Here is a 25,437-nt window from a genome sequence, read left to right on the forward strand (position 1 = left end):
GATAGACGAGCGCTATAGACACAGAGGGTTCAGGCACTCACCTACTGACCATAGGCAGTCAACCAACCTAATCCGGCTTCAGTGGTGGTAGCGGGTTTGTATTCACACCCGACCCAGCCTTGATAACCGATCCGATCCAGGAATTTGAATAGATAGTGGTAATTGATCTCACCGGTACCCGGTTCATGGCGCCCGGGATTATCAGCGAGCTGAATGTGTTTGATAGAAGCGAGATTGTCTTCGATGGTTCTGGCCAGATCCCCTTCCATGATCTGCATATGATAAATGTCATACTGCAGGGCAATGTTTCCGCTTCCCACGGCTTCGACAATTTCCAGGGCCTGCCTGGTGTTTTTCAGGAAGAAGCCAGGAATGTCGCGGGTATTGATCGCTTCAATGACCAGTTGAATGCCCGCCTGTTCCAGCTGGTTGGCCGCATAACGCAGGTTTTCAACGAAGGTTTCCTCGGCTCTGGAAAGAGCGCCCTGCGGGGCAATTCCCGCCAGACAGTTAATCTGTTTGCAGCCCAGTGCCTGAGCATAGTCAATAGCCTTGGAAACACCCTCACGGAATTCTCCGGTGCGGTCAGGAAGGCAAGCAATTCCCCGCTCTCCCGCAGCCCAGTCACCGGCCGGCAGATTGAACAACACTTGGGTCAGGTTGTTGTTTTTAAGCCGGGAGGCAATTTCCTCTGCAGGAAAATCATAGGGAAACAAATACTCGACACCGCGGAAACCGGCTTTGGCAGCAGCGTCAAATCGATCCAGAAATTCCAGCTCAGTGAACAGCATGGAAAGGTTGGCAGCTAAACGTGGCATGTCTTGCTCCTTAGCATAAATGTGTTGGCAATCAGTTCGTGCAACGCAGCCCTTCCGGGCTGCTGATCAAGCCGGCAGGCTGATGGCAGTCGGTGCGTCACCCGCACTCTCCGCCAGGTCCTCGAACTCATTGATGGCATCAATGTCAGTACCCATAGAGATATTGGTAACCCGTTCAAGAATGACTTCCACAACCACGGGAACCTGGAATTTCTCCATCAGTTCTTTGGCCCGTTCAAATGCCGCCGGCATTTCTTCAGGTTTGAGAACACGAATCGCCTTACATCCCAAGCCCTCGGCCACAGCAACATGGTCCACGCCGTAGGCCCCTAATTCAGGCGCATTGGCGTTTTCAAAAGCCAGCTGTACACAGTAGTCCATATCAAAACCCCGCTGGGCCTGGCGAATCAGTCCAAGGTACGAGTTATTGACCACCACGTGGATGTAGGGCAGTTTGAATTGAGCCCCCACTGCCAGTTCCTCAATCATGAACTGGAAATCGTAGTCACCGGATAACGCCACCACTTTGCGGCCTGGATCTGCCTTACACACGCCGATGGCCGCAGGAATTGTCCACCCCAGAGGGCCCGCCTGACCGCAATTGATCCAGTGACGGGGCTTGTAGACATGCAGAAACTGGGCTGCCGCAATCTGTGATAAGCCGATAGTGCTGACGTAACAGGTGTCCCGGTCAAAGGCGCGGTTCATTTCTTCATAAACCCGCTGGGGTTTAACCGGCACCGAATCAAAGTGAGTCTTGCGCAACATTGAACGTTTACGTTCCTGGCATTCCTGTAACCAGTCCTGACGATCCTTGAGCTTTCCTGCTTCCCGCCACTCCTGGGCAACGCTGATCAGTTCTTCCAGAGCCAACCCTGCGTCGGACACGATGCCGTAATCAGGGCCAAACACGCGGCCGATCTGGGTAGGCTCAATATCTATATGAACGAATTTGCGCCCTTTGGTGAATACGTCCAGATTGCCGGTATGGCGATTAGCCCAGCGATTGCCAATGCCGAACACGAAATCTGAGGCCAGCATCGTGGCATTGCCATACCGGTGTGCGGTCTGCAGGCCGACCATTCCAACCATCAGAGGATGATCATCGGGAATCGTTCCCCACCCCATTAAAGTGGGAATCACAGGTACACCGGTAATTTCTGCAAACTTGACCAGTAAATCAGAAGCGGCAGCATTAATGATTCCACCGCCGGCGACCAGCAAAGGCTTGTCTGCCTCATTCAGCATTGTCAGCGCTTTTTCTACCTGCGCCCGGGTAGCGCGAGGCTTAGCGACAGGAAGCGGTTCATAGGTGTCAGGATCAAATTCAATCTCAGCCATCTGAACATCGAACGGGAGATCGATTAACACAGGACCGGGGCGACCGGTACGCATCAGATAGAAAGCCTTTTGCACTGCGCCAGGAACCTGAGCCGGCTCTAACACCGTAGTGGCCCATTTGGTTACCGGTTGAACAATACTGGTGATATCTACGGCCTGAAAATCTTCCTTGTGAAGGCGGGCGCGAGGCGCCTGGCCTGTGATACAGAGAATGGGAATGGAATCAGCCTGGGCTGAGTAAAGTCCTGTCACCATATCGGTTCCGGCAGGGCCGGAAGTTCCGACACAAACACCAATGTTTCCATCTGCAGTTCGCGTATAGCCTTCGGCCATATGGGCCGCGCCCTCTACATGACGGGCCAGGACGTGATCAATACCACCGATTTTTCTCATCGCGGCATAGAAGGGATTGATAGCAGCCCCCGGAACACCAAAGGCATTGGTTACCCCTTCTTTTTTGAGCACCTCTACCAGCGCTTCTACGGCTTTCATCTTTGCCATAAAAAATTTCCCCTTGTTGTGAATTCTTGTTTTAAAGCGATACTAGTATTTTCTTGTCTTTTGTGTCAACTTTTTATGAAAAGATTTTCCACATTATGAAAATCGATACATTTTTTATTTATATTCAATAGTTTATTGGATCTTTAAAAGGTGAGACATGAGCATTTCAGTACAAAAGGCGAACAAAAAATCTCCGTTTTACGGCAATTTTTTTGTTTATTTTTTGTACTTATCACGTTTCCCCACGCTGGCTGTACATGGGTGAAACCCGGTTAACACAACCCAAAATCAGAGAGGAAAATAACAATGACAAGCAAATTGACCCTGCAACAATCTGACAGAATTATTGACGCCGCCTTGCGCAAAGGGCGCGAATTAAACGCCAAACCGTTGACGGTTGCCGTGCTCGATGACGGCGGACATCTCAAAGCCTTTCGCCGAGAGGACCAAACCAGTGTGCTAAGACCGGATATCGCAATCGCCAAAGCCTGGGGGGCCATAGGATTAGGCATTTCCTCAAGGGAACTTGGCCAACTCAGTACTGACCGGCCAGCATTTTTTGCCTCGTTGGCTTCATTGACCCATGGCAAACTGATCCCCGCTCCTGGAGGAATCCTGATACTGAATCACCAGGACGAGATCATCGGTGCAGTGGGTATTACTGGAGACGTTTCTGACGTCGATGAGTGCTGTGCAATTGCAGGAGTGGAAGCAGCGGAGCTGAAAACCCGGCTGCCGGAATAGTCGATTCAGTTCAATGTGCGGGTGTGCAGAGGTTCAAATCTGAATTTCTGCACATTAAAGAATTCGGCAGCAGCCCCTCAGGGCTGTTTGCCGCCGATGGCGAGTGTTATGGATTCAGCCTTGCTGCAGACCAGTTTTCCCAGTTCATCAATCCGGTCCACAGTGATCCTCTGCACCGGCCCTGAAATGGATATGGCGGCAACAACCTCACCATATTCGTTATAGATATTGGCGGCGATACAACGCAATCCCATTGACTGCTCTTCATCATCCACCGCAAATCCCCGCTGACGAATACGGCCGAGCTCCTCAAGCATCTCCCCCGCAGCTGCAATCGTTTTTGGGGTAAGCACTTTAAGATCGTATTCATTCAGCAATTGTCTTATTTCATTATCACTCTCTTGCGCCAGCATGGATTTACCCACCCCACTCGCATGCAGTGGTGCCCGGCTTCCCAGCTTTGCCACCATGCGCATCATTTCATCACATTCAATTTGGGCAACGAATACCGGCCCACCTTCCTGCATGATAGCCAGGTTGCTGGTTTCACCGGATTCCAAAACCAGATCGCGCATGAATGGCCTTGCTGCAGAGATGTAGTCCCGGCTTTTCAAGTAGGCATTTCCTACGGAAAAGGCTTTAACTCCTACCGACCACTCACCACGTTCATGATCCTGAAATACATACCCCAGCTGCAATAACGTATTGAGTAAGCGGTGTGTGGTAGAGGTGGGCAATCGCACTTTCTCAGCCACCTCAGTGAGATTCAAGGCAACAGACGATGCAGCCAACTGCTCTAATACTTTTAACCCACGCACGAGGGATTGGACCTGACCACCAACGGTCTGTGGAGATCTACTGGTAGATTTACTTTTCATAGGGTTCCTGGGTGTAATTGTGGCGGGCGTAAAAGCGCAGCAAGTCGCGTTGCTCAGGGGATTTACCGGTAAATATCCGGACATACTCGGGTATCCGTTTCATACGAATCGCCAGATCTTCCCGGGATTTCATTGATATGTATCCGATTTGCGTCAGGTAAACAGTTCTGGCCCGAACATCTGCAGCCTCACCTTCAAATCCAAATCGCAGGAACATACTTCTGAGAGCCGCCAACCTTATCTCATCAGCTTCTGAGATCTGTGCCTTAACATCATTCGATTGCAAAGCCCAACTTCGCACAGCGAACTCAAAATGGGTATCAAACAGATCCTGATCCAGCCAGCAATCAAACACATTGAGCACCGACTCAATAATGCTTTCCCCATACCGCTCCGCCTGCTTCACCAGATTGCCGGTATTCTTCTCCCGCCATTGCGCCAGCAAGGCGGACAAAAGTTCTTCCCGGTCCTTGAAGAACCAGTAAAAACTGGTACGCGATAACTTCAGTTGCTTTGCCAGAGGCTGAATACGCACCGCATCCACTCCTGACTCAATCAGATTTTCATAGGCAGCTTGCAACCAAATATCTGCCGACCCTCGCCAGCCGCTGCTTTGCTGCATTTTCTCCTGTTCGGCTTCTTTGCCAGTAAGCCTGGAATTTTTAGAAATCTGCAAATTCTGGAATCTCTATGAATGAATGTCTTTGCCGGTGCTCTTTATCCACTATCACAAGTATCAACTCAAGCAAAAGTGTACAACCTTGTCCACCACGGAGACAGCAATGAACAGATTATCGACATACAATATTCCAAAATCGACATCTATGAACATTATATTGACACTTGTGTACATTTTTAATTAACGTGCCACTAAAGACACCCCATTCCACCGGTCAAATCCTTGGGAGTAAACCAGCATGTCCAATGATCCTCTGCTTCAGCCCTATCAACTCAAGCACCTGCGTTTGCGCAATAGAGTCATCATTACTTCCCATGAACCGGCCTACCCGGAAGACGGCATGCCGAAGGAGCGCTACCGTGCCTATCATGTAGAAAGGGCCAAGTCCGGAGTTGCCCTGACCATGACCGCTGGCTCTGCTGCGGTTTCCAAAGACAGTCCGCCGGTATTCAACAATATCCTCGCCTACAAGGATGAAGTCGTTCCCTGGTTGAAGGACTTGGCAGATGAATGTCACGAGCACGGTGCTGCGGTGATGATTCAATTAACCCACCTCGGTCGTCGTACCCGTTGGGATAAAGGTGACTGGCTACCCGCAGTATCCCCTTCTCATAAACGGGAAGCTGCCCACCGGGCATTTCCCAAACAACTGGAGGACTGGGACATTGCGCGGATTGTCAAAGACTACGCCGATGCCGCTGAACGCATGAAAGCGGCAGGTTTAGACGGCATTGAATTACAGGCCTACGGGCATCTCATGGACCAGTTTTGGTCGCCTTTAACCAACAGGTTACAAGATGACTTTGGCGGCTCTCTGGACAACCGTCTTCGATTTACTTTCGATACACTGCGGGCGATCCGCCAGCGCGTGGGTCCAGAGTTTATTGTAGGAATACGCTACGTCGCCGATGAGATGCTCGCAGGCGGATTCGGACCTAAAGAAGGTCTGGAAATTACTCATCGCTTGAAAAATAGCGGTATGATCGACTTTCTCAATGTCATCAGAGGGCATATCGATACCGATGCCGGGCTCACCGATGTGATCCCCATCCAGGGAATGCGCAACTCCCCTCACCTGGACTTTGCCGGAGAAATACGGGCAGAAACTGATTTCCCCACATTTCATGCAGCCAAAATTCCGGATGTGGCGACGGCCCGATATGCCATTGCCAGTGGCAAGGTGGACATGATCGGAATGACCCGTGCGCATATGACAGATCCCCATATCATTCGCAAAATCATGTCTGGACAGGAGGACAGCATACGCCCCTGTGTTGGCGCAAACTATTGCCTCGACCGTATCTATCAGGGAGGCGCAGCTTACTGTATTCATAATGCTGCGACTGGCCGTGAACTGACCATGCCCCACGATATTCCTAAAGCTGAAGTCACTCGCAGAGTTGTTATTGTAGGTGCAGGACCGGCAGGGATGGAGGCGGCTAGAGTTGCTGCGGAAAGGGGCCACGAAGTAACTATCTTCGAAGCAGCAGACAAGCCAGGCGGTCAGGTGCGTTTAACCGCCCAGAGTCCACGACGTCATGAAATGATCAGTCTAATAGACTGGAGAATGTCCCAATGTGAAGCCATGGGAGTTCGCTTCCAATTTAATACATGGGCCGAAGCCGATACCGTGATGGCGGAAAATCCGGACGTGGTGATTGTCGCCACAGGAGGCTATCCGGACACCGACATTCTGGAATCCGGCAATGAATTGGTAGTTTCCGCCTGGGATATTATTTCAGGCGATGTAAAGCCCGGCCAGAATGTCCTGCTGTTCGACGATGCCGGCGATCACTCGGCGCTTCAGGCAGCTGAAGTGATTGCCAATACCGGTGCCAGACTGGAGATCATGACACCAGACCGCAGCTTCGCACCAGAGGTCATGGCGATGAATCTGGTCCCATACATGCGTACGCTACAGAAGCAGGATGTCACCTTCACCGTGACCTATCGCCTGCAATCAGTAAAACGCCAGGGCAATCACCTGCAGGCCATCGTCGACAGTGACTACAATGACGGAAAACGGGACTTTCAGCAAAGCCGATTGGTGGACCAAGTCGTCATCAATCACGGCACACTCCCTCTGGATGATCTCTACTTTGAACTCAAAAAGCACTCTACCAATAGCGGTGAAGTCAATTACGAACAACTCATTGCCGGACAACCACAGATCGTTTCCAGCAATCCTGAAGGAAAGTTCCAGTTATTCAGAGTTGGCGATGCTGTATCGGCAAGAAACACCCATGCCGCCATTTACGACGCCCTGCGCCTGGTAAAGGATCTTTAGCGTTCAGGTCAAGGCAGAAGGTACTTAGTGGGATAAGGGCAAACAGAGAAAAAGTTGCCTCTATCCCTCTATCCCTCTATCCCTTAAACCTTTAAACCTTTAAACCTTTAAACCTTTAAACGACAAAGTACTGACATCAGTCGTTAGAGTGAAGGCATACGCCCATCGATGCCTTCGGCATACCAGGTCATTCCCTGTAATTCCTGATCGCTGGGAATGTTTCCTTCTTTGATCACCACCCATCCACGCTGGTTTTTAACGGGTCCCTGAAAGACATGATATTCCCCGGAAGCAATCTGCTGGCGTCTGGCTTCAACCATATTCACAATATCAATGGGAATGTCTGCATTCAGATGACTCAGAGTCACTGCCCCTTCTGCCACACCCTGCCATGTCGCTCTCTGTGAAAGCTTGCTGTTCAATGCATCGTTGAGAAAATCTTCATAGACCTTGCCCCATTCATACACCACAGAGGTCAGATGATAACGGGGAGCATAACGTGACATATCCGAATAGAAGCCAAAGGTGTATACCCCTTTCTCTTCGGCCACTTCCAGAGTCGTGACGGAATCGACCTGACTGCTCAGAATATCAGCACCTTCCGCGATCAATTCATTCGCCAGTTTTTTCTCTGTTTCAGGATCAAACCAACTGTGGCTCCATTTCACTTTCACAACCGCTTTTGGATTGGCTTCCCGGACGCCCAGGGTAAATGCGTTAATTCCCCTGGTCACTTCCGGTACAGGAAAAGCCGCCACAAATCCGATCACATTGCTTTTGGTCATGCCTCCAGCAATCAACCCCGTCAGGTAACGGCCCTGATAGCCTCGAATCTGCACCTGACTTAAATTATCGGAACTCCGATAGCCACCGATATTAATAAAGCGGGTCCCGGGAAACTCCTTGGCTGCCTGGGAAGTCTGCACACCGAAATCCTTGGAAGCGGTGATAACGAGGTCATAGCCTTGTTTCGCATAGCCCTGGATTGTCCCTCGTGATTCACTGCCGGTCGGCACCTTATCGCTAAATACCGTACTGATAGAATTCGGGTAATTTGTTTCCAGATACTTTCTTCCCTGATCATGGGCAAAGGACCATCCCGCCTCACCGACTGGCGACGGATAAACAAACGCGACTTTGACTGCCTCTGCATGGACAGCACCACTCAAACCGATCAGGACAATTAAAAGACTCTTGAAATAATCCATACGACAGACCTCTCGCTTTTTTGAGATGAAGAGACCGGCTCCCGGCTCCGATCAGAACCGAAATCCAGCCTCTTATTGGATTAATCAGAAACGCCAGACTCCCAGCGCCTGCACCGTATTTTCATCGGTATTCTTGTCGCCCAGTTTGTTTTGCCAATACTGATACTCAATGCCAATAAACAAGGAATCAGGTTGGCTGAATAGCGACTTACCGATGTCGTAGCGGACTTGTGGTTGGGCCAGAATCCAGGATTCTCTTTCCCCTCCGGCATCATTTTCAGCACCGTCGATATATTCCACATGCCCTTCCACACTAAAGGCGGCACTGCCGATACTGAAGGGGTAGGCCCAGTTAAAATCCACCATGAATGAATCATCTTCCTTGGGCAGCATGTCCGAATCCTGGATATAGGCCGTCATATCCAGGTTGGCGAACGCAAATCCTGGCAGATCCAACGCCAGCCTGATGCCCGGCAGGTAATAAATCGTGTCTACTTCCGGTGCGAAGTTGAAACCGGCAATGACGCCAAGGTCCCGGACAAACGCAAACGAAAGGTCCTTACCGGAAATTTTTCCCAGGCTGAAGTTGGAATACCATTCACCATATAGCTCATCGCCATCACCGCCAGCTTCATTGCTGTAATTCAGGTGGTCAAAGAAGAAAAAGTTGTCACCGTATGCCCATCCACTGGCATGCTGGAGGGTCAGTATGGTCGTGCTCCTATCTTCATTGACGAACGCCTGCTTCAGATCTCCATGCTGCATTTGCGCCTCGGTAACGCTCCAGTTGGCAGCACTTACAGAGAGTGCAGAGGCTGAAAGCAAAAAGACTGCTGCAGAGTTAAAAATTGCTTGGGTGGTTCTCACGTTTAGTTCTCCTGATTTATTTTTGTTGAGGACAACTGCAATGACCGGTCAGCGGGACTAGTCAGGGGTTGTTGGGGGGAACAGGGAATATCAGGATGGAAGGCAACGACGCCTAGCGAAGCAAATGACAGGAATGGATATATGCCAGAAAAAGCACCAGGAAAAGCGTGCCAGGCTTGAGAAGCGGATAAGTGTTTCCGGGCATTAATATCGCTCTGCCCTGATGTATACGACGACATATTTACTTCGACCATCTCATGTTGTTTTTGTTTTGAGTCAGTCCATTGCCTCCCGCATTTTCGCCGGATAGGCAATGGTGAGAGTCAGAACAAATAATCATTTATCTGTCACTTGTGTCAAGTTTAATTTGACACATATGTCAACTTTATAAAGATCCGTATCGCCGCTACCTGTCTCTTTATCTTTCTAAATCAGCTCTCTACGCCCCCCCTGATTGAAATGGAAAATTTGTGACAAATTGCAATCGTCAGCGATCCGTTGGTTGAAATCAGGTACTGGATTCAATGGCTATTAAGGAAATAAACGACAGGGATTTTCTTATGGTTAAGGGATGTTTTCATGATTGAGAAATAATCAAATCCGAAGAAGTCTGTCAGTATTCCGACATTCTTCCGCTAAGAAAGGGCGTTACGATTTCGGTGAGCAGTAAAATAATAACCAGGTAAGGAGACATAAAATGCTCTCACATTTTCAAAACCTTATTCCCTCCGGGAGTACTATTCGTTTGGCAGCAGCAATATCCGCAGGCTTATCTTTAAGCACTCTGTCGTTCACCACCTATGCAACTGAATCCGATCAGGCATTTTCCTCAGACAGTACGCGCCCCGTCATTTTTGTGGGAAATAACTGGGAGGGGTCTATCGACGTTATAGATTCGGAAAACTACGTCAAAATAGGTCGAATTAACGGTATCCCGGACAAACACACCCGCATGGCGGAAATCATTTTTAACCCCTTCAGGCTGCTGGCTTTCCAGGCGATCCGTCTCTTTATCGGTGAGGGACACGATCAACTGGTCGACGATATGTACAGCACACAAGACGGACGCTTACTGATCATTTCACGCCCGAGCTACGGCGACGTCGTTGGCATAGATATCGCCAGCAATGAGGTCGAATGGCGTTTCCGTGTTAAGGGAATCCGTTCAGACCATATGGCGATATCTCCGGACGGAACTCAGGTTGCCGTATCAGCCTCAACGGGAAATGTTGTTCATATTCTGGATGTGAATACCGGTGAGGAACTAGGGCAATTCCCCAGTGGCGACTCCCCTCACGAGAATGTTTACTCCAAAGACGGCAGCAAAATCTACCATGCCAGTATTGGCAAGGTGTATACACCGCTTGACGTGGATTTTCTGGATTTCACCAAGGGAAAACGCAGGTTTCAAGTGGTCGATACGCACTCCCTTGAGATCCTGAAACAGTTTGATATGGCCGACAAACTCAGCGAAGCCGGCCTGGATCATCTTAGCCCCGCAGTCCGTCCGATGGCTCACACACCGGATGAACGCATGTTCTACTTCCAGCTCTCCTTCCTCCACGGATTTGTCGAATATGATATGCAGGAAGATAAGATCACTCGTTTGGCACAACTTCCAAACCTCGTACCTGACATGCCGATTACCCAGTACGTTAATGACTCCGCACATCATGGTATTGCTATGAACGGTGATGGTGATACTTTGTGTGTCGCAGGCACCATGGACGACTATGTGGCACTGGTAGACCGGGAAACCTTTAACTATCAGATTCTCACTGATCTTGGCGAAAAACCGTATTGGGTGACCAGTGATAAAACCGGAGAGAACTGCTACATTTCCTGGAGTGGGACGGATCAAATGTCGGTCATTAATTACGAATCAGGAGAAGAAGTGGTCCGCATCGATGTTGGGGATCATCCACAACGGATTCGGGAAGGTTATGTACCGGTGAACTGGACAGCATACTGATTCGGTCACTGGAGGCGGTTCTACCGCCTCCTTGACTACACCCCTTGAAGCTTATCAATTAATAGCCCCTGACTATGGGCGCCACTCCACAGCTCCTAAATCACACCGGTCAACGCCATCATTGTCGCCGTCAAAACCGGTTTCCTGCCCAAGCTGATCATATCGAGGACAGGGCGATTCAGCTGCATCGATTGCAAGGCTTTCAGACCTAGGTCGATAGTAGACACCAAAACGCTCATGGCCCGTTACCGGCTCCAACAACTCTGTAAACGTCGTTGCGTCATTTATTTCAATATCCGCCATGCATCCGGCATTCCAGCCAGCGCCCAATAAAAGCCCCAGACTAGTCAACTTATCTCCATTTTGGCTGAAACAATTATGGGCGTTGTAATCATACTCCAGACCGTTGTGTGCCATCAGCGTATTCTTTATATAGCTATCACCAAACAGAGCAACGCCAGCCCCCTCGTTGTTGACTATTGTGGAGTGGGTTATCCATAACTTACCTCGGGAGCTGATAGTCGCAATATCTACCGGAAAATCATCCATCCATGGCGAATCCCCATAATTCTCTGCGAAGGTACTGCTTACGATCTTTAGCTGGCCGCCATAAGAGCTTTTAATTGCCGTGCCATCTGCATCATCACTATGGGACCAAGTATGGTTCTGATAAAACATACTGCGCCGGATATCCGCGGAACCTCTATTGTAAATGGCAGCTCCCACACCATAATATCCACTTGTCTCGTTACTTTTAAATAGCGAATCCCGGACCATCAGGTTGCCATCATTATAAATTCCTCCACCAAACCCACCACTGTCACCACCACTTGAAGAATTCTCCAGAAATTGGGAGGAATAGACCCTAAGCGTTCCATTATTGGCAGCGCCTCCTCCCACAGGGTTATTAGTAAAAACGCGCTCATTAGCTGCGTTCGAATATAGCTTGCAACGATACAGGACCGTATCCCCACTATTTAAAAGCCCCCCACCCTTGTATGGGGTGTCACCATCGACAATGCTTAACCTTTCAAACCAGACATTACCATTGACCACGTGAAATACCCAACCACGAGTGGTATTTTTCACGATGGTGTCCTCCATGGAAACCCCAATGATTTCGATATCATCAGTGATGTCAAAGTCATCCCTGACATTGTTGTTTTCGTCAATAAACTCCCAGTCATCGGGCTCGGGGGGAATTTCCAGCGTATAGCTTCCAGCATCCAGGTAAATCCTGTCCAACCCAGGGGACTGATTCGCCAGGGTAATGGCTTCTCGCAACGAGCAGTCCTCATCACAGGTACCGTCGAATGTATCCGTAAACTTTGTTACCTCAATAGTTTGGGCATATCCTGTGTCAGCAAAGAGTGATAGTAAAATGAAGACAGGCATTTTGAGATGTTTCATATCGACTTCCTTTTCTTTAAAGAATCAATCCTTAAGTGCTCCATCAAATAGCTGGAGCTACACAATAGATATCCGAGTAACATTATTAAGTACCCGACCATTCCTCATACGTATTTATATCAAAAGGAGTTTAATTTGGTCGGGCCAGCAGAATTTATGCTTAGAAAGTCCGACATTTGCCGTTAAATGCTTCCCATCAAACACAAAGGCTCTTTTGATCGGATCGTTTTTTGTCGTTTCATCTGCTTCGAGTGATTCAACTATCTGATCGAGGTTTTTAAAGTACATCACTTTAGATTCCTCCTGAGACTGTTATTTGGGAGTCTTAGATAGGTATATCGCGCATGCTCTTTTGCCAGGCTAAGGTATCTGAAGATACCTCTTAGAGCTCCAGGATACCATTGAAAAAAGGGCCTGAAATCCGTTCTCCGGCCATCAGGAGAACCATGTGTCACAGCTACACCCTATATCCAGACCGACCACTTGAAATACTGTGTTTCTAATTTATTGAATTTTCTTGCTTTTCAAAGATAACAACGGGACAAACCAGATGCCTTCCGGGAGGCTGACATTCGATGGTGTACAGGGGCATAAGACAAGAGACTCTTACCAGAACCAACGCGGAACCCTCTGCGCATACTCAATCCATAGCCCCTCATATTTACGGGCAAGCCAGGGTTCTTCAAAAAGCACTACGCGCAAATGAAACACGGTGATTACAAGAATTGTGTACACGTATAGCCCAGCCACCCCATACGAGACTGACCATCCCAATAGAATGAACGTGACGGCGACATACATGGGGTTGCGCGTAAATCTGTAGAGACCGACGACCACAAGATTCGCTGGTGGTGACCATGGCGCAAGCGTACCCTTACCTTGAATATAAAAATCTCGAACACACCATGCAAGACCAACACAACCTACAATCAATGGGATAAGCCCAAATGGCTGAACGACCTCACTGCGATCAGTGGCTAACAGACAGGAAATGGGGATGGCAAACGCCACAATGCCAGGCAACACGATGAAGGCCAGTAGAGCCTTTGCAAACAATGCCACGACCCCTAATACTCCGCTCTGGATAAATCGAATAGTAGTCTGGGAGGGCCCTCAGCAGTATTTTTGTATGTTCCATATTTCAATGCTGCCTCCTTTTTACCTTATCTATAATACTAAGGTATTTGAGCTCTATCACCTTCTGTTAGGATGCCCCAGTGTTTCGTCGATTCAGCGCCATTGATCCATAGACTTCCAGGGCTTCTACCCCGTTTCCATTGACGGTTTTAAACGACTGTTAACTTGCGATCCTGTCGATAATGCAAGGACCATCCAATCACCAGCTTGCGAAACAGGTCAATCACTACACATAGAAAGAGTTTGCCTTCCTGAGTCGACACTTTTGTGATATCCGTGACCCACTTTATATTTAGCTCCAGTGCAGTGACGTTCCGCTCCAGATAATTTTTGATCCCCGGTGGCCGATAAATTCGTGTGCCTTTTTGCAGCTCCGCCTCTGGATACTATGCTTTGACATGAGTCGTGCAACTCGACAAGCGATTGGGGTTAAAGCCAATCTTCCAGGCAATCTGGCGAAAGCTAAAACCTAAGAAATTGCCTCTCACTTGAACTCTGGTCTATATTTTTTAGGTTTGCTCATAAACACTCCTTTGGCACATTGTGCCTCTTTTTTAGAAGTGTCTGCAGTAACGGGGTAGAACCCGTACAAAATAACAAAAGGATGGAAGTAATCACGATATGTAGTTAACAAACACAGCAGGGAGGGTGGTGTGCGATATGTATGTTGCAATAATTGATGATAACAATGCGTTATGTGAACAGATGGATGTTCTTAAGAATCAAGGGAGGTATAACGTTGTTCATCTACCAACCATTGATGATTACTATAACTATTACATCAGCAGACCCAAAATTGACATTCTGATTATCTATCTTGCCATTCATAACACAACGGGAGTGGAACTAATCAGGCAACTCCATCAAACCAAGGGAATTGGTATTCTGCTCTATACCAATAGCAACAATCCAGACGAGCGTATACAAGGGCTTTATGCCGGTGCTGATGCATGCCTGACACTCGATAGCAGCACCAGTGAGTTAATCGCGGTAATAGAGAGTCTGTTACGGAGAATACACACAGAGCCAGACACATCCGACACGAATGATAACTCCACCTGGTTTCTTTGCCCATCCAAACGCACCTTACGCGCTGAAACGGGAACGGAAATAAAACTCACAGCAACAGAGGGCATTATCCTAGATGCACTTGCCAAGATTGCGCCATTGCCGGCATCAAGAAAAACCTTAATAGAATCACTTAACCAGGACTTCCGCCACTACGATGAGCGACGTCTGGAAGCCTCAGTCAGTCGTTTACGAAAGAAACTAAACGTCGCCATGGCGGGAACAGAGAGCATTAAGGCGGCAAGGGGCCTTGGCTATCAGCTTCTACTTAATCTCGCCACTTAACAAGTACACCAAGTTGAATAATGGTAACCGGCCAGACTAAAAAATTGGTATTCCCGTGGGTACCTGGATTAAGGCCAAGCTGTTGCTCCCGGCCTCCATCGCAGAACGCGGATTAATTGAACTCGAGATTAAAGAGACCGTGTTTGGCCGCTTACAAATAATGTATATGGGAAGTTATATCAGCTATTTTGTGAATAGCATTTTTACTTTATATATTCTTACCTTATATAAAACAACAATATCTGATAACAATTAAATATAAGTGTAAATAAATTCCAAAAATGTCAGCCTTTGTCAGCCTATATGAAAACTTATTTGCTAGATTTTTAAGCTCAACAAGGAGCGAAGCGATTGTTTAATGAACTCTTATATACAGTGTCCCTGAAGATGGATTCTAAAAAAGAGTGATTAAAGAATCTTCGTTGATAAATCGTTTATAACCTGTCTAATAAATAGGGAATTTGAATATGACTACACCTCTATCTCTGAATAACAGACCAGTTGGACTGCCAGCTACTCAATCTGCAGATACCACTAACCCAACGTCCACAGCAGATAGCAGCTTCTTTGTTATCCAACCAACAAATCTGGAAGCAACCTATCGCGTACAGAGTGGCGCTACCACACTGCCGTCATCTATAGCGCCACCAATTCCAGCTGGCCAGCCTATCCCTTATCCAATCTCCACTCAGTGGTCTAACAACCGTGTAACCATTACCAACACCAGTGGTGATAACAGTGCCAACTTCGACGTTGGTTACTTTGGTATGCCGGCAGTACTGCCTTACTGCAACGGCTCAAGCGCTAACATCCAGCAGTACGGCGTTGTCAGCTTCAGAACTCCTGCACAAACCCGCACCCTGCAAATCAAAGCCCGTGATCCCGCACTGGTAGCCATTCTGCAAGGCGCTAATCCTCCCGCATTTGTTGCTTTGAACATTGACAAGGGTGCACTAAGCACTCCTTACAAAAACCTGATAGATTCCAACCAGCTCTCCGCAGAATCAGACAATACCTACTCGGTATCTGCAAACTTCTTTGGTGCAACTCTGACAGTGGTCAACGTCTCAATCGGTGCAAACACTGATGTAGAAGTTTCACTGTTCTAAGTTACTGTAAAGCGGGCGTGCCTTAAGGTACGCCCCCTTTTTTTGAATCAAGTAGCAGGCTACAGTGAAAGCAATAGGGAGTATTTTTTTACTACTAATGTGTCGCTTATGGACTGTGCAAGCCCTGGCCTCACAACCCCCGGCAACAGCCATTGATCTCATAATGAATGACACAGTAGCACTGCAGCTTGGGGAAACTGCGCAAGCGCTACAATCAAGTCGATACCAGATTATTACGCTACAAAGCGTAAACAATAATTCGAGCACTATATCAATCAGATATGGTAGTAATCGTGAGGTTATTTCTCTGCCTCGTGGTGAACCAGTCATATGGCCTTATAGCCAAGACTTTAATAATAACGCGATTCGTATAGAGAGCACTCCGCCGGGAGAGGGTGTGACAAAAGTTGGAATTTACGGCCTGTCAGCTGAGACAACCTACCAGTTTCCCGACGGAGGTGGAACAGTCACTCTATCGCAATATGAATCGGTGAGTGAACAAACTCTAGCTAAGCTGAAAAGTTACTACATATATTGTGCAAGTCCAGCACTCATTGCGTACGTTAATGGAAATAATAGCCCTGAATTTTTTGCTATTAGCACCAGCGAATCATCACATCCAAGTGCTTACAAATACATATCAGAAGATATTCAATACATAGAGAATGATCAATATCAATTCTCAAATAACTGGCAAGGAGTCTATGTGGCGCTCTTCAACCTATCAGTAACTCCGAGCACGTGTACGATAAGTAACTAACCACCCACCATAGAGTGTCGTTAATGCTAAACAATAAGAATAACAGTATGAAATCACTAGTTAAAATGGCCGCTTTCACACTGGTGTTAACCCTTTATTGCGTTATTTCTGCAGCCGCATCATTGGAAGCAAATGGTAAAGCCGTTGTATTGCAAAGAGGCAACCAAGTCTCAGCCGAAACACTTAAGAGCCCGATGTTGCTTCTTATCAGTAATGTTTCATCCGCACTGGCGGGATTTGAAGTCAAATACAGCTTTGCATTCGGTGGGGACAGTAGTATACGCACCCTTCCAATCGGTGATCCCACTCCACAGCTATGGCCAAACAACTGGAACGGTGCAGCGATAACCGTTACCAACCTAAGCATCTCGGATGAGGCGTCATTGCAGCTTAATTTTTATGGGATAACCACGCCACCCAACCTGCCCCTTAAGGATGATTTTAGTCCAATACCACTCGCACAGTATCAGACAGCAGGGGGCAACATTGCTGCCAGCAGCGCCTATTTACAACTCAACGCCCCTTTTGAAGAGGCTATATTTGTCGTGCTCATCGGCAATGAGCTAATAACGTATACCGTCAACGGCGAAGCTGAATTTGATAACAATACAAATATAAAAATGACCAAAAACAACTCCATTGATCTTTCCCTGAATGACAAGCTGGGAAAAAGCTTATTAATCGTCAATGCATCAAAAACACCGACAACACAAGCCAATGTTTCATATAGGCAATTGGTAGGTAACTGAGCAACCCCAAAAACGCACATGCAGGGAGTCTTCAATAATGCCAACAACTTATAAAGCACCAGGAGTCTATATAGAAGAAGTACAAACTCCGCCAAGTATCGTCGGGGTCAGCACCTCTACTGCCGGTTTTGTGGGGTATTGCCAGACAACGAACTATACCAATGAGGCGAGACTTGTCACCAGTTTTACCGAATTCAGATCCAACTATGGAGGTTTTCTTCCCCCGACAACCAGCCTCCTAGCCTATTCCGTCTATGCATTCTTTCAACAAGGGGGGAGCCAATGCTATATCGTGAATATCAACGGTGCGACTCAAGGCGGTGGGACGCCTCCCCCTCAGCAGGGCGGCAACAGCCCAGGCACCAAGGCAACAAAGACATTCAACAACCAGATTGTCGTCACAGCAAAAGATGTGGGAACGAGCGGTAACAACATTACTGTTTCATATACCGGTACCACCTTCACCAAAAGCTTGAAGATAAACACCACGACTTATGGTGCAGGCCCATCAGTCAATCTAAGCGACATCATGAACGAGGTAAATGGAAAATCTAAGCTGGTAACTATTGATTTGGCTAGTGGTGCACAAGGCAGTGATGAGTTAATAGAATTTGATCAGGCAAATCTGGAAGGAGGTCAAGATCCCACAGGTGGCGGAGGTAGCGGTGGCAATACTCCACCACCGAGTGGTAACAATTTTACCTGGGCCACTCTTTATGGTGGCTTGCAAAAATATGATGTTGTCGATGATGTTAATCTCATCCTCATACCCGATCTCACCCTAACCGACCTAACTGGGGAAAACCTGAAAACAGCTTTGACCCAAACATTCGACTACTGCAAAAACCGGGGAGACTGTTTCTTTATTGCAGATGTTCCCTCCGGCTATGCAAACTATAATACCCCTTCACAACTGCAAAGTTTTGTCGACGACATGACACTGCTTCCCTATGAGGGCTTTGGTGCGGTTTATTATCCCTATATCCAAATTTCCAATCCTGATCTCTATTATCCACCGCTACCGGCAGGCAGCACACCACCAGCAAATCCTCCTGATCAATACATCTACCTTCCCCCCTCCGGTGCTGTGGCAGGTGCTTACGCCGCAACAGACAACTCCGTGGGTGTTTTCAAACCGGCTGCGGGTGTCGTAGATGGGGTGTTGAACCTCGCATTAAACGAGCAGGTAAAGGTCACCCAAACCGACTTGGGCAACCTGAACATGAACGGTATCAATGATATTCGTACGTTCAAGGGAGTTGGCGTCTGTATCTGGGGCGCACGGACAACAGCTGGTGATGCCAGCGAATGGAAATACCTCAATGTAAGGCGGCTGTTTATTTTTGTTGAGCAATCTATAAAGCAGAGCAGCAACTGGATTGTGTTTGAGCCCAACACCCCCAAACTATGGGGAACAATTATCCGCAACATCACCGTATTTCTAACATCGCTATGGCGGGAAGGTGCATTTGCCGGTTCATCTGCTGAAGAGGCATTCTTTGTCAAAGTGGATGCTGAGAACAACCCACCGGAACAACGCAGAAATGGCGAGCTCGTTATAGAAATAGGAATCGCACCGGTATTTCCCGCTGAGTTCGTCATTATTCGCATCGGTCAAAAAACCCTGCCAGCCTAAAAGGACTTAAATTATGAGTACAGGAAAAAGAGTAGACCCGTATCAAAATTTTCGTTTCAGAGTGGAAATCGATGGTATTCAGATCGCTGGCTTTTCCGAAGTGACCATTCCGGATTCAACGACTGCGGATATCGAATATCGTGAAGGTACCTATCCACCCGGAACTCGCCACCTCTCCGGCCTTACCAGCTCGGGCTCGGTAAGCCTTAAACGAGGAATTACAGACAGCCTTGACCTTTATAAGTGGAAAAAGCAGGTAGAGACCACCGGTGCCGGCAGTGCCCGAAAAAATCTCTCGATTATCCTGATCGATGAGACCGGTGCGGATAAAAGCCGTTGGGACATCGTATACGCCTGGCCAACCAAATACGAAGCGGGCTCACTGGATGCCAAAGGCAATGATGTATTGATAGAGACCTTTGAGATTACTCACGAAGGTATCGAGCGGGTTAAATAACCCGCTCGCCTCTCCTATATAAGTTGAACAGGATAGATCTCATGAGTGTTTTGCAAACCGAATATCAACTGACATTGCCCCGTGGATACATTGACAGCCACGGAAACCTTCACAAAGAGGTGACCATGCGCCTGGCGACTGCTGGTGATGAGATACAGCCGATGAGGGATCCCCGGGTACAACAAAACCCCGGCTACCTTTCCGTCATTCTGTTATCCCGGGTTATCACCCGCCTCGGATCTCTTGATGCCATAAACACCCAGATCGTCGAGAACCTGTTCAGTGCTGATTTTGCCTTTTTACAGGACACCTATAACCGCATCAACCATAAGGATGGCATGGAGTTTTCAGCAGTCTGTCCACAATGCAAGCATGAGTTCGAGACGGAGATCAGCTTCTCGGGGGAATAGTATGCTATCCCCTTGAACGCCTGCACGAGGAGATAGCATTTTTAGGCTACTACCTGCATTGGAGCTACGAGAGCCTACTGGAAATGGAGCACACTGAACGACAGCAGTGGATATCCCAAACCAGTGCGATAAATCGCAAGATCAATGAAGATCAGGATGCAACAAGCTCTTCAGCCTCCATACTTTCAATAACGTAAGCGGGGTACAGCTATGTCAACGATTCAAGGGTTAATTAATCAGGGCTTATCCCACCTTATTGATCCTTTCCGTAACTTTAACTTTGTCGTTGAAGTGGATGGCATATTGGCAGCGGGTTACAGCGAGGTATCAGGACTGGGAATAGAGCTGGAGGTAGAGCGACGAAGGTTCGGTGGTGAAAATCATACGGAATATAAATTTATCAAGCAGGCCACATATACCGACCTGGTATTGAAGCAGGGCGTCTCACAATATGACTATATGTGGAATTGGTTTCAAAGCACTGTAGAAGGAAAGATACAGCCTCGCAGCGGCAGTATCTATCTTTATGATCTAGGGTCAAAAAACCTTAAATACTGGAGTTTTTATCAGGCCTACCCAATTCGCTGGGATGGTCCCAGCCTGGATGCTAAAGGCAACGATATCGCTACTCATAGCCTTACCCTGACCTACCGAGAGCTGAAAAAGGGTGTGTAAATGATCAGCGTGATTAAGCCCATGTCACCTGTTAGCTGCTTGCGCGGAGATTCGGCTGCTGGCTTGTCCACCGTCAGCAATGGGGCGCTACTCCCCTTGAAATGCCACTTGAAGGACATCCACACCTATTCAGATGCCATTATCAACCGCTACCAGGGACGGCAACAGATTGTCTCCTCATACCCGGAGATGATCTTTCACTATCCACGCAAAATGATACTGAACAGCCTAACCCAACGCCATACCTACATCGACAAACAGACCCACATTCACAACCTCATTTCCCCTCTGCATCAGGTCGTCAACAAACTTGTCTTGCTGCAAAGTGGTCGTACTCGTCTCCCGCTATCCAGCGGCAATCTATCGCTTGCAGAAAGCGGCACCAGAGCAATCCCTGGGCGCGTCTCGGTAAAATGGTTAGGTAAAGCGTTTCAACCGCCCGTCCCTCGCTCGTATCGACACGATTCGTTCCATAACCCGAAGTGGAACCAGGCACTACCGAGCACACTCATGAGGAAGAATCCGCCATCCTCTACCTCAATTCGCTTCACGCCTCTGCTACAACTGGCAAGTCGCATTGCGCTCAAACTTCTTTCTCAATACCGGGATAAAGTGGCAGGTAACCGCCATACCATAGATTCAACTAGCGGCAGTCAATCCGCAAAGAGAGCCCCCAAAGCCCAGCAGCCAATAATCAGCCGCCCGTTGATACTCAATACCTTTAATAAGGATAGCCGGCATCACACTTCATATCTCTCAAGTTTGACTGACTACCTAAGCCGAAGAAACGAATCCCCTGGTGGGGATATTCTGGTTAAACAGTACGACAAGCAGTATCAGGACATTCGCCAATATCTGCCCTATACCCTATCCCGACATATGGACCCACACCTCCATGCACTCGTTGCGAAAAAGCATAGTATGGCGGACAAATATCTGCTAAAGAGCGATAGATCCGCCAACGAAGCCTCTTCGCAGGCAATCAGCACGCACATTGGGCAGATCCTGGACAAGCGCAACTTTCTAGCCACTAGTCACTTTCTGGCCACAAATCACTTTCTGGCCACTAAAGGTACGATTCCCAACGTCCCCGAGCTCCAGCCTCCCACCGGGGAAAAAGGAAACTACCACTATTTACGGAAGCACTTAACGCACCTGATACCACTTACAACCCGAAACAGCTCAACCACCATGACCGGAGGGGCGACCGCAGGAATATACTCCCCCCCGATGATCGTCCCACGAATGAGATTAGCGCTATCGCCGCAGCCACAATTGCCCGCAGGCAGCCAGTTGGAGACGACAGGCAAAAGCACCACGCCCACTATCCGCCTGCTTGATAAAACCAAGCAGGAGTTTATCTTCCGTAAAAAGGAGAGAGGCCCCGAGAGCAAGGCGCAGACACCCCGTGACAAACAGAGCGCGCTACGCACCCAAGAGTATAGCGGTGAAAAAGAGGCCAACATACCACCGCAGATAACACGCCAGGCGGCCCCACCTCAAGTGGTTAAGAGTCATCAGTTACCAGAGTTCACTCAGTTTCAGTTTCGTCAACTGGCAGATGAGGTATATAAGCTGATTAACCAGCGCCTGCGCTTTGAAAAACGCCGAAGAGGATTGCTCTGATGGTCAGTAAAGCCACTATCATCAATGTCGATAAAGGTAATGAAAAGCTCGAGGTGATGTTCAACCCAGAGGAGTATGAAGTCATTACCAGTGCTAAATACTCACAGAGCAATGGCAACCTGCAATACAACCGTAGCGACCTGGAAGACTTTAGCGTTTCCCTGTTCTTTGATAGCTATGCCGAGGGCAGCGACATTCGTGATTACACCAAGAAAGTAGCTGATCTGGCGATTCCAACCATATCGGGAACGAATACTAAGCGTCCCCCGATATGCCTATTCAGTTGGGGCGGTTTCAGCTACCGGGGCGTTGTCAGCAAGGTTCAACAAAAGTTCACCATGTTTCTCTCTACCGGTGTACCGGTGAGAGCAGAGTTACAGGTGACGTTTACCTCCTGGCCCACAGACAAAGAGGAGAGTGACTACTCGGGCAAAGAGGCCTGCGTCAAATTCTGGGAGGTTAAATCCAGTGATAGACTCGATATTATCGCTAATGAAACCCTCAACAACCCTGCCCTATGGAGCCTGATAGCCGAGACCAATCGTATTGAGGACCCGTTAACGTTTCCCACAGCCAAGGACCTGGGAAGACAGTTATTGATCCCTGATATTGCCAATAAGGAGCCGCTGTAACCATGACGACACGTCAGATAGAAGTCCCAAATTTTGACATCTATCTCAACGGTAGCAAGCTGGCCAATGATGTCAAAAAATACATTTCCTATGTGATGGTTAAGGATGACCTTGATATGCCCTCCTCCTTTAGCTTTCGCTATAGCACCGTCAATCTGTTGAAAGGGACATGGCAGGGAATCGACCTGGATATGTTTGCCATTGGAGATCGTATCGACATATACCTGGGCATGGATAAAACCAAGGAGCTTATCTCCGGCTCAATCGACAGTTTAAACGTCACTTTCGGTGATGAATCCAGCGTGGAGATAAGCGGCTTCTCGTGGCTCCACAAGCTGACCTTCGGCACCATCACCAAGCAATATACGGAAAAGTCCGATAGCGAAATCGCATCGGAAATCGCTACCCGTGAAAACCTTGCAGCAGAAGTGGACAGCACTGATACCCGATACGACAGCGTCATCCAGGATAACCAAAGTAACTTCCAGTTCCTGCTGGAACGGGCGAAGCGTATCAGTTATGAGCTTGGCGCCACGGAAAAATCCCTTATTTTCAGACAATCACAGGAGAACAAATCTCCGGTTACAACGCTGAAATTCGGCATCAACCTATTTGACTTTTCCGTCACCGTTAACAATTTGAATCAGGGCAGCTCTGTCGAGGTGCGTGGTTGGGATATTTTCAAGAAAGAGGAGTTCTCAGGAAGTGCCAGTGAAGGAGATGAGGATAGCAAAATGGGTAAGTCTGAGAGCGGCTTCAAACTCTCCAGCGGCAAATCCCCCATCGTTTTACAAGCTTCCAATCCGGAAGATATCAGTAATGCCAAGAGTTTAGCCCGAGACAAATACAACGAGCTGCTACTTGATTTTATTACAGGCAACGGGCAGTGCCTGGGCAATGTTGATATTCGAGCCGGAAAAACCATCGAAGTCCAGGGCATAGGAAAGAAGTTCAGCGGCATTTACTACATCAGTTCCGCTACCCATACGCTTAACAGTGATTCTTATCAAACCCAGTTTGATGTGAAAAAGACAGCAATATAAGGCAAATAAGATGGATGAACTTCTCAACTCGGAACTGACAGATCAACCACTGATGCATGGCGTTATCAATGCACTGGTTACCGATAACAAAGATCCCAAAAATCTGGCCAGGGTAAAGGTACGCTACCCATTGCTGAACAATACTCTGGAATCAGACTGGATACGCATTGCCTGCCTAATGTCAGGAAAAGACAGAGGCAGTTATTTTCTCCCAGAGGTAGGTGATGAAGTGTTGGTTGCCTTTCAGTTTGGTGATATCAACACCCCTTACATTATCGGTGCACTATATAACGGTGTGGATACCCCACCGCAAAACAATCAAGACGGTGAAAATAATATTCGTGAGATCAAATCCCGCAGCGGGCATGTTATACGCTTTGACGACAAATCCTCCGCGGAAAAGATTGAAATTATCGATAAAACAACCAACAACAAAATAGTGATTACCAGCAACGACAACACCATTAGCATCAGCAGTGATAAGGATATTAAGCTCGAAGCACCAAAGGGAACCGCCTCCATCAATGCCAAAGATATCGCGCTTAACGGCACCAGCTCCATTTCACTGAAGGGAGGACAAATCAAGCTAAACGCTGACACCTCACTCACTATGGAATCGGGAGCTACCACTGAAATGAAAGCAGGAGCAACAGTGACAATCAAGGGCGTTACTATCAACCTTAACTAAGCACTAAATCAACCTTAACTAAGTGAGAGAACGCACTAACGATACTTAAGGAGAAGACAATGGGGATGCCAGGTGCAAAGCAAGGAGATCAGGTGGTGGCAGTCGATACACATATCGTACTGATACCATCGCCAGGCGGGCCCATTCCGACTCCGCTCCCCAATCCGTTCAATGGCATTATCAATGAAAGCCTGAGCAGCAATGTCAAAATTATGGGAATGCCGGCAGCTACTGTGGGCTCGGTCGCTAATAACATCCCGCCACATATTCCTGTCGGAGGCCCCTTCCAGACACCACCCAGCAACCGTGGCAAGATCATCATGGGCAGCGCAACGGTCTTTATCAATAACAAAATGGCCGCTCGTGCCGGTGACACCGCCCTGACCTGTAATGATCCCACAGAACTACCCATTGGCACGGTTATCGCGGTCAGTACAGTATTAATTGGTGGTTAACG

The 25,437-nt window shown here is 48.1% G+C and carries 25 protein-coding genes; 17 read left to right on the forward strand and 8 right to left on the reverse strand.

Translation table 11 applies throughout. The annotated features are described in order from the left end of the window. Window positions 1-41 precede the first annotated feature (41 nt). Together hyi and gcl are read right to left on the reverse strand one after the other, a co-directional pair. On the reverse strand, window positions 42-818 hold the full coding sequence (gene hyi / locus BTA51_RS09190; protein ID WP_094707133.1) for a hydroxypyruvate isomerase: 777 nt from the start codon (window positions 816-818) through the stop codon (window positions 42-44). 66 nt (window positions 819-884) lie between these two features. Then, complete coding sequence (gcl, locus tag BTA51_RS09195) at window positions 885-2,660, reverse strand: glyoxylate carboligase (RefSeq protein ID WP_094707134.1); 1,776 nt, start codon at window positions 2,658-2,660, stop codon at window positions 885-887. Window positions 2,661-2,966: 306 nt separating this feature from the next. On the opposite strand from gcl, the gene BTA51_RS09200 reads away from it, so the two are divergent. Further along, on the forward strand, window positions 2,967-3,404 hold the full coding sequence (locus BTA51_RS09200; RefSeq protein ID WP_094707135.1) for a heme-binding protein: 438 nt from the start codon (window positions 2,967-2,969) through the stop codon (window positions 3,402-3,404). Window positions 3,405-3,481: 77 nt separating this feature from the next. Here BTA51_RS09200 and BTA51_RS09205 read toward each other — a convergent pair whose 3' ends face one another. Next, window positions 3,482-4,282, reverse strand: a complete 801-nt coding sequence (locus BTA51_RS09205) for an IclR family transcriptional regulator C-terminal domain-containing protein (protein ID WP_094707136.1) — start codon at window positions 4,280-4,282, stop codon at window positions 3,482-3,484. Then, window positions 4,272-4,904, reverse strand: coding sequence for a TetR/AcrR family transcriptional regulator (locus BTA51_RS09210; RefSeq protein WP_094707137.1), 633 nt, complete (start codon window positions 4,902-4,904; stop codon window positions 4,272-4,274). Before BTA51_RS09210 ends, BTA51_RS09205 begins: the two co-directional genes overlap by 11 nt. Before the next feature lie 295 nt (window positions 4,905-5,199). Between BTA51_RS09210 and BTA51_RS09215 the strand changes: the two genes are divergently transcribed. Continuing rightward, window positions 5,200-7,248 carry an NADH:flavin oxidoreductase gene (locus BTA51_RS09215; protein WP_094707138.1) on the forward strand — a complete coding sequence of 683 codons (2,049 nt, stop codon included), beginning with the start codon at window positions 5,200-5,202 and terminating at the stop codon, window positions 7,246-7,248. 143 nt (window positions 7,249-7,391) lie between these two features. Here the strand turns inward: BTA51_RS09215 and BTA51_RS09220 are convergent, their stop codons facing one another. Together BTA51_RS09220 and BTA51_RS09225 are read right to left on the reverse strand one after the other, a co-directional pair. Next, window positions 7,392-8,456: a BMP family ABC transporter substrate-binding protein gene (locus BTA51_RS09220; RefSeq protein ID WP_094707139.1), complete on the reverse strand. Its 1,065-nt coding sequence runs from the start codon at window positions 8,454-8,456 to the stop codon at window positions 7,392-7,394. Window positions 8,457-8,540: 84 nt separating this feature from the next. After that, window positions 8,541-9,323: an outer membrane protein OmpK gene (locus BTA51_RS09225; protein WP_210404794.1), complete on the reverse strand. Its 783-nt coding sequence runs from the start codon at window positions 9,321-9,323 to the stop codon at window positions 8,541-8,543. 697 nt (window positions 9,324-10,020) lie between these two features. On the opposite strand from BTA51_RS09225, the gene BTA51_RS09230 reads away from it, so the two are divergent. Continuing rightward, entirely contained in the window at window positions 10,021-11,295 is a 1,275-nt protein-coding gene (locus BTA51_RS09230) for a YncE family protein (RefSeq protein WP_094707140.1), read from the forward strand. A gap of 72 nt (window positions 11,296-11,367) precedes the next feature. On the opposite strand, the gene BTA51_RS09235 is transcribed toward BTA51_RS09230, so the two are convergent. Beyond that, entirely contained in the window at window positions 11,368-12,705 is a 1,338-nt protein-coding gene (locus BTA51_RS09235) for a CSLREA domain-containing protein (RefSeq protein WP_094707141.1), read from the reverse strand. 606 nt (window positions 12,706-13,311) lie between these two features. Next, entirely contained in the window at window positions 13,312-13,767 is a 456-nt protein-coding gene (locus BTA51_RS09240; protein WP_168188111.1) for an isoprenylcysteine carboxylmethyltransferase family protein, read from the reverse strand. 735 nt (window positions 13,768-14,502) lie between these two features. Here BTA51_RS09240 and BTA51_RS09245 point away from each other — a divergent pair. The 14 genes from BTA51_RS09245 (at window position 14,503) to BTA51_RS09315 (ending at window position 25,435) form a co-directional block, all read left to right on the forward strand. Next, a complete protein-coding gene (locus BTA51_RS09245) occupies window positions 14,503-15,195 on the forward strand; it encodes a response regulator transcription factor (RefSeq protein WP_094707143.1) in 693 nt (230 codons plus the stop codon). 467 nt (window positions 15,196-15,662) lie between these two features. Then, the gene (locus tag BTA51_RS09255) at window positions 15,663-16,304 is read left to right on the forward strand and encodes a hypothetical protein (RefSeq protein ID WP_094707145.1); all 642 of its coding nucleotides are present in this window, start codon (window positions 15,663-15,665) and stop codon (window positions 16,302-16,304) included. Between the two features lie 163 nt (window positions 16,305-16,467). Beyond that, window positions 16,468-17,064 carry a hypothetical protein gene (locus BTA51_RS09260; RefSeq protein ID WP_141215567.1) on the forward strand — a complete coding sequence of 199 codons (597 nt, stop codon included), beginning with the start codon at window positions 16,468-16,470 and terminating at the stop codon, window positions 17,062-17,064. 47 nt (window positions 17,065-17,111) lie between these two features. Beyond that, complete coding sequence (locus BTA51_RS09265) at window positions 17,112-17,813, forward strand: hypothetical protein (protein ID WP_141215568.1); 702 nt, start codon at window positions 17,112-17,114, stop codon at window positions 17,811-17,813. 37 nt (window positions 17,814-17,850) lie between these two features. Further along, window positions 17,851-19,449, forward strand: coding sequence for a phage tail sheath C-terminal domain-containing protein (locus BTA51_RS09270; protein ID WP_094707148.1), 1,599 nt, complete (start codon window positions 17,851-17,853; stop codon window positions 19,447-19,449). A gap of 13 nt (window positions 19,450-19,462) precedes the next feature. Further along, window positions 19,463-19,906, forward strand: coding sequence for a phage tail protein (locus tag BTA51_RS09275; RefSeq protein ID WP_094707149.1), 444 nt, complete (start codon window positions 19,463-19,465; stop codon window positions 19,904-19,906). Between the two features lie 41 nt (window positions 19,907-19,947). Then, window positions 19,948-20,316 carry a phage tail assembly protein gene (locus BTA51_RS09280; RefSeq protein WP_094707150.1) on the forward strand — a complete coding sequence of 123 codons (369 nt, stop codon included), beginning with the start codon at window positions 19,948-19,950 and terminating at the stop codon, window positions 20,314-20,316. Next, window positions 20,313-20,513 (forward strand): DUF6760 family protein, encoded by a 201-nt coding sequence (locus BTA51_RS30885; protein ID WP_094707151.1) that lies wholly within the window; start codon window positions 20,313-20,315, stop codon window positions 20,511-20,513. The genes BTA51_RS09280 and BTA51_RS30885 overlap by 4 nt, the downstream gene beginning before the upstream one ends. Before the next feature lie 13 nt (window positions 20,514-20,526). Beyond that, the gene (locus BTA51_RS09290) at window positions 20,527-20,991 is read left to right on the forward strand and encodes a phage tail protein (protein WP_094707152.1); all 465 of its coding nucleotides are present in this window, start codon (window positions 20,527-20,529) and stop codon (window positions 20,989-20,991) included. Next, on the forward strand, window positions 20,992-22,617 hold the full coding sequence (locus tag BTA51_RS09295; RefSeq protein ID WP_094707153.1) for a hypothetical protein: 1,626 nt from the start codon (window positions 20,992-20,994) through the stop codon (window positions 22,615-22,617). After that, entirely contained in the window at window positions 22,617-23,249 is a 633-nt protein-coding gene (locus BTA51_RS09300) for a peptidoglycan-binding protein LysM (RefSeq protein ID WP_094707154.1), read from the forward strand. Before BTA51_RS09295 ends, BTA51_RS09300 begins: the two co-directional genes overlap by 1 nt. A 2-nt stretch (window positions 23,250-23,251) precedes the next feature. Then, window positions 23,252-24,292, forward strand: a complete 1,041-nt coding sequence (locus tag BTA51_RS09305) for a phage late control D family protein (RefSeq protein ID WP_094707155.1) — start codon at window positions 23,252-23,254, stop codon at window positions 24,290-24,292. A 10-nt stretch (window positions 24,293-24,302) separates the two neighbouring features. Further along, window positions 24,303-24,980, forward strand: a complete 678-nt coding sequence (locus BTA51_RS09310; protein ID WP_094707156.1) for a phage baseplate assembly protein V — start codon at window positions 24,303-24,305, stop codon at window positions 24,978-24,980. A gap of 59 nt (window positions 24,981-25,039) precedes the next feature. Next, window positions 25,040-25,435, forward strand: coding sequence for a PAAR domain-containing protein (locus BTA51_RS09315; RefSeq protein ID WP_094707157.1), 396 nt, complete (start codon window positions 25,040-25,042; stop codon window positions 25,433-25,435). The last annotated feature ends 2 nt before the right edge of the window (window positions 25,436-25,437 follow it).

Origin of the sequence: Hahella sp. CCB-MM4, from assembly GCF_002260525.1 — a bacterium.
GTDB lineage: Bacteria > Pseudomonadota > Gammaproteobacteria > Pseudomonadales > Oleiphilaceae > Hahella.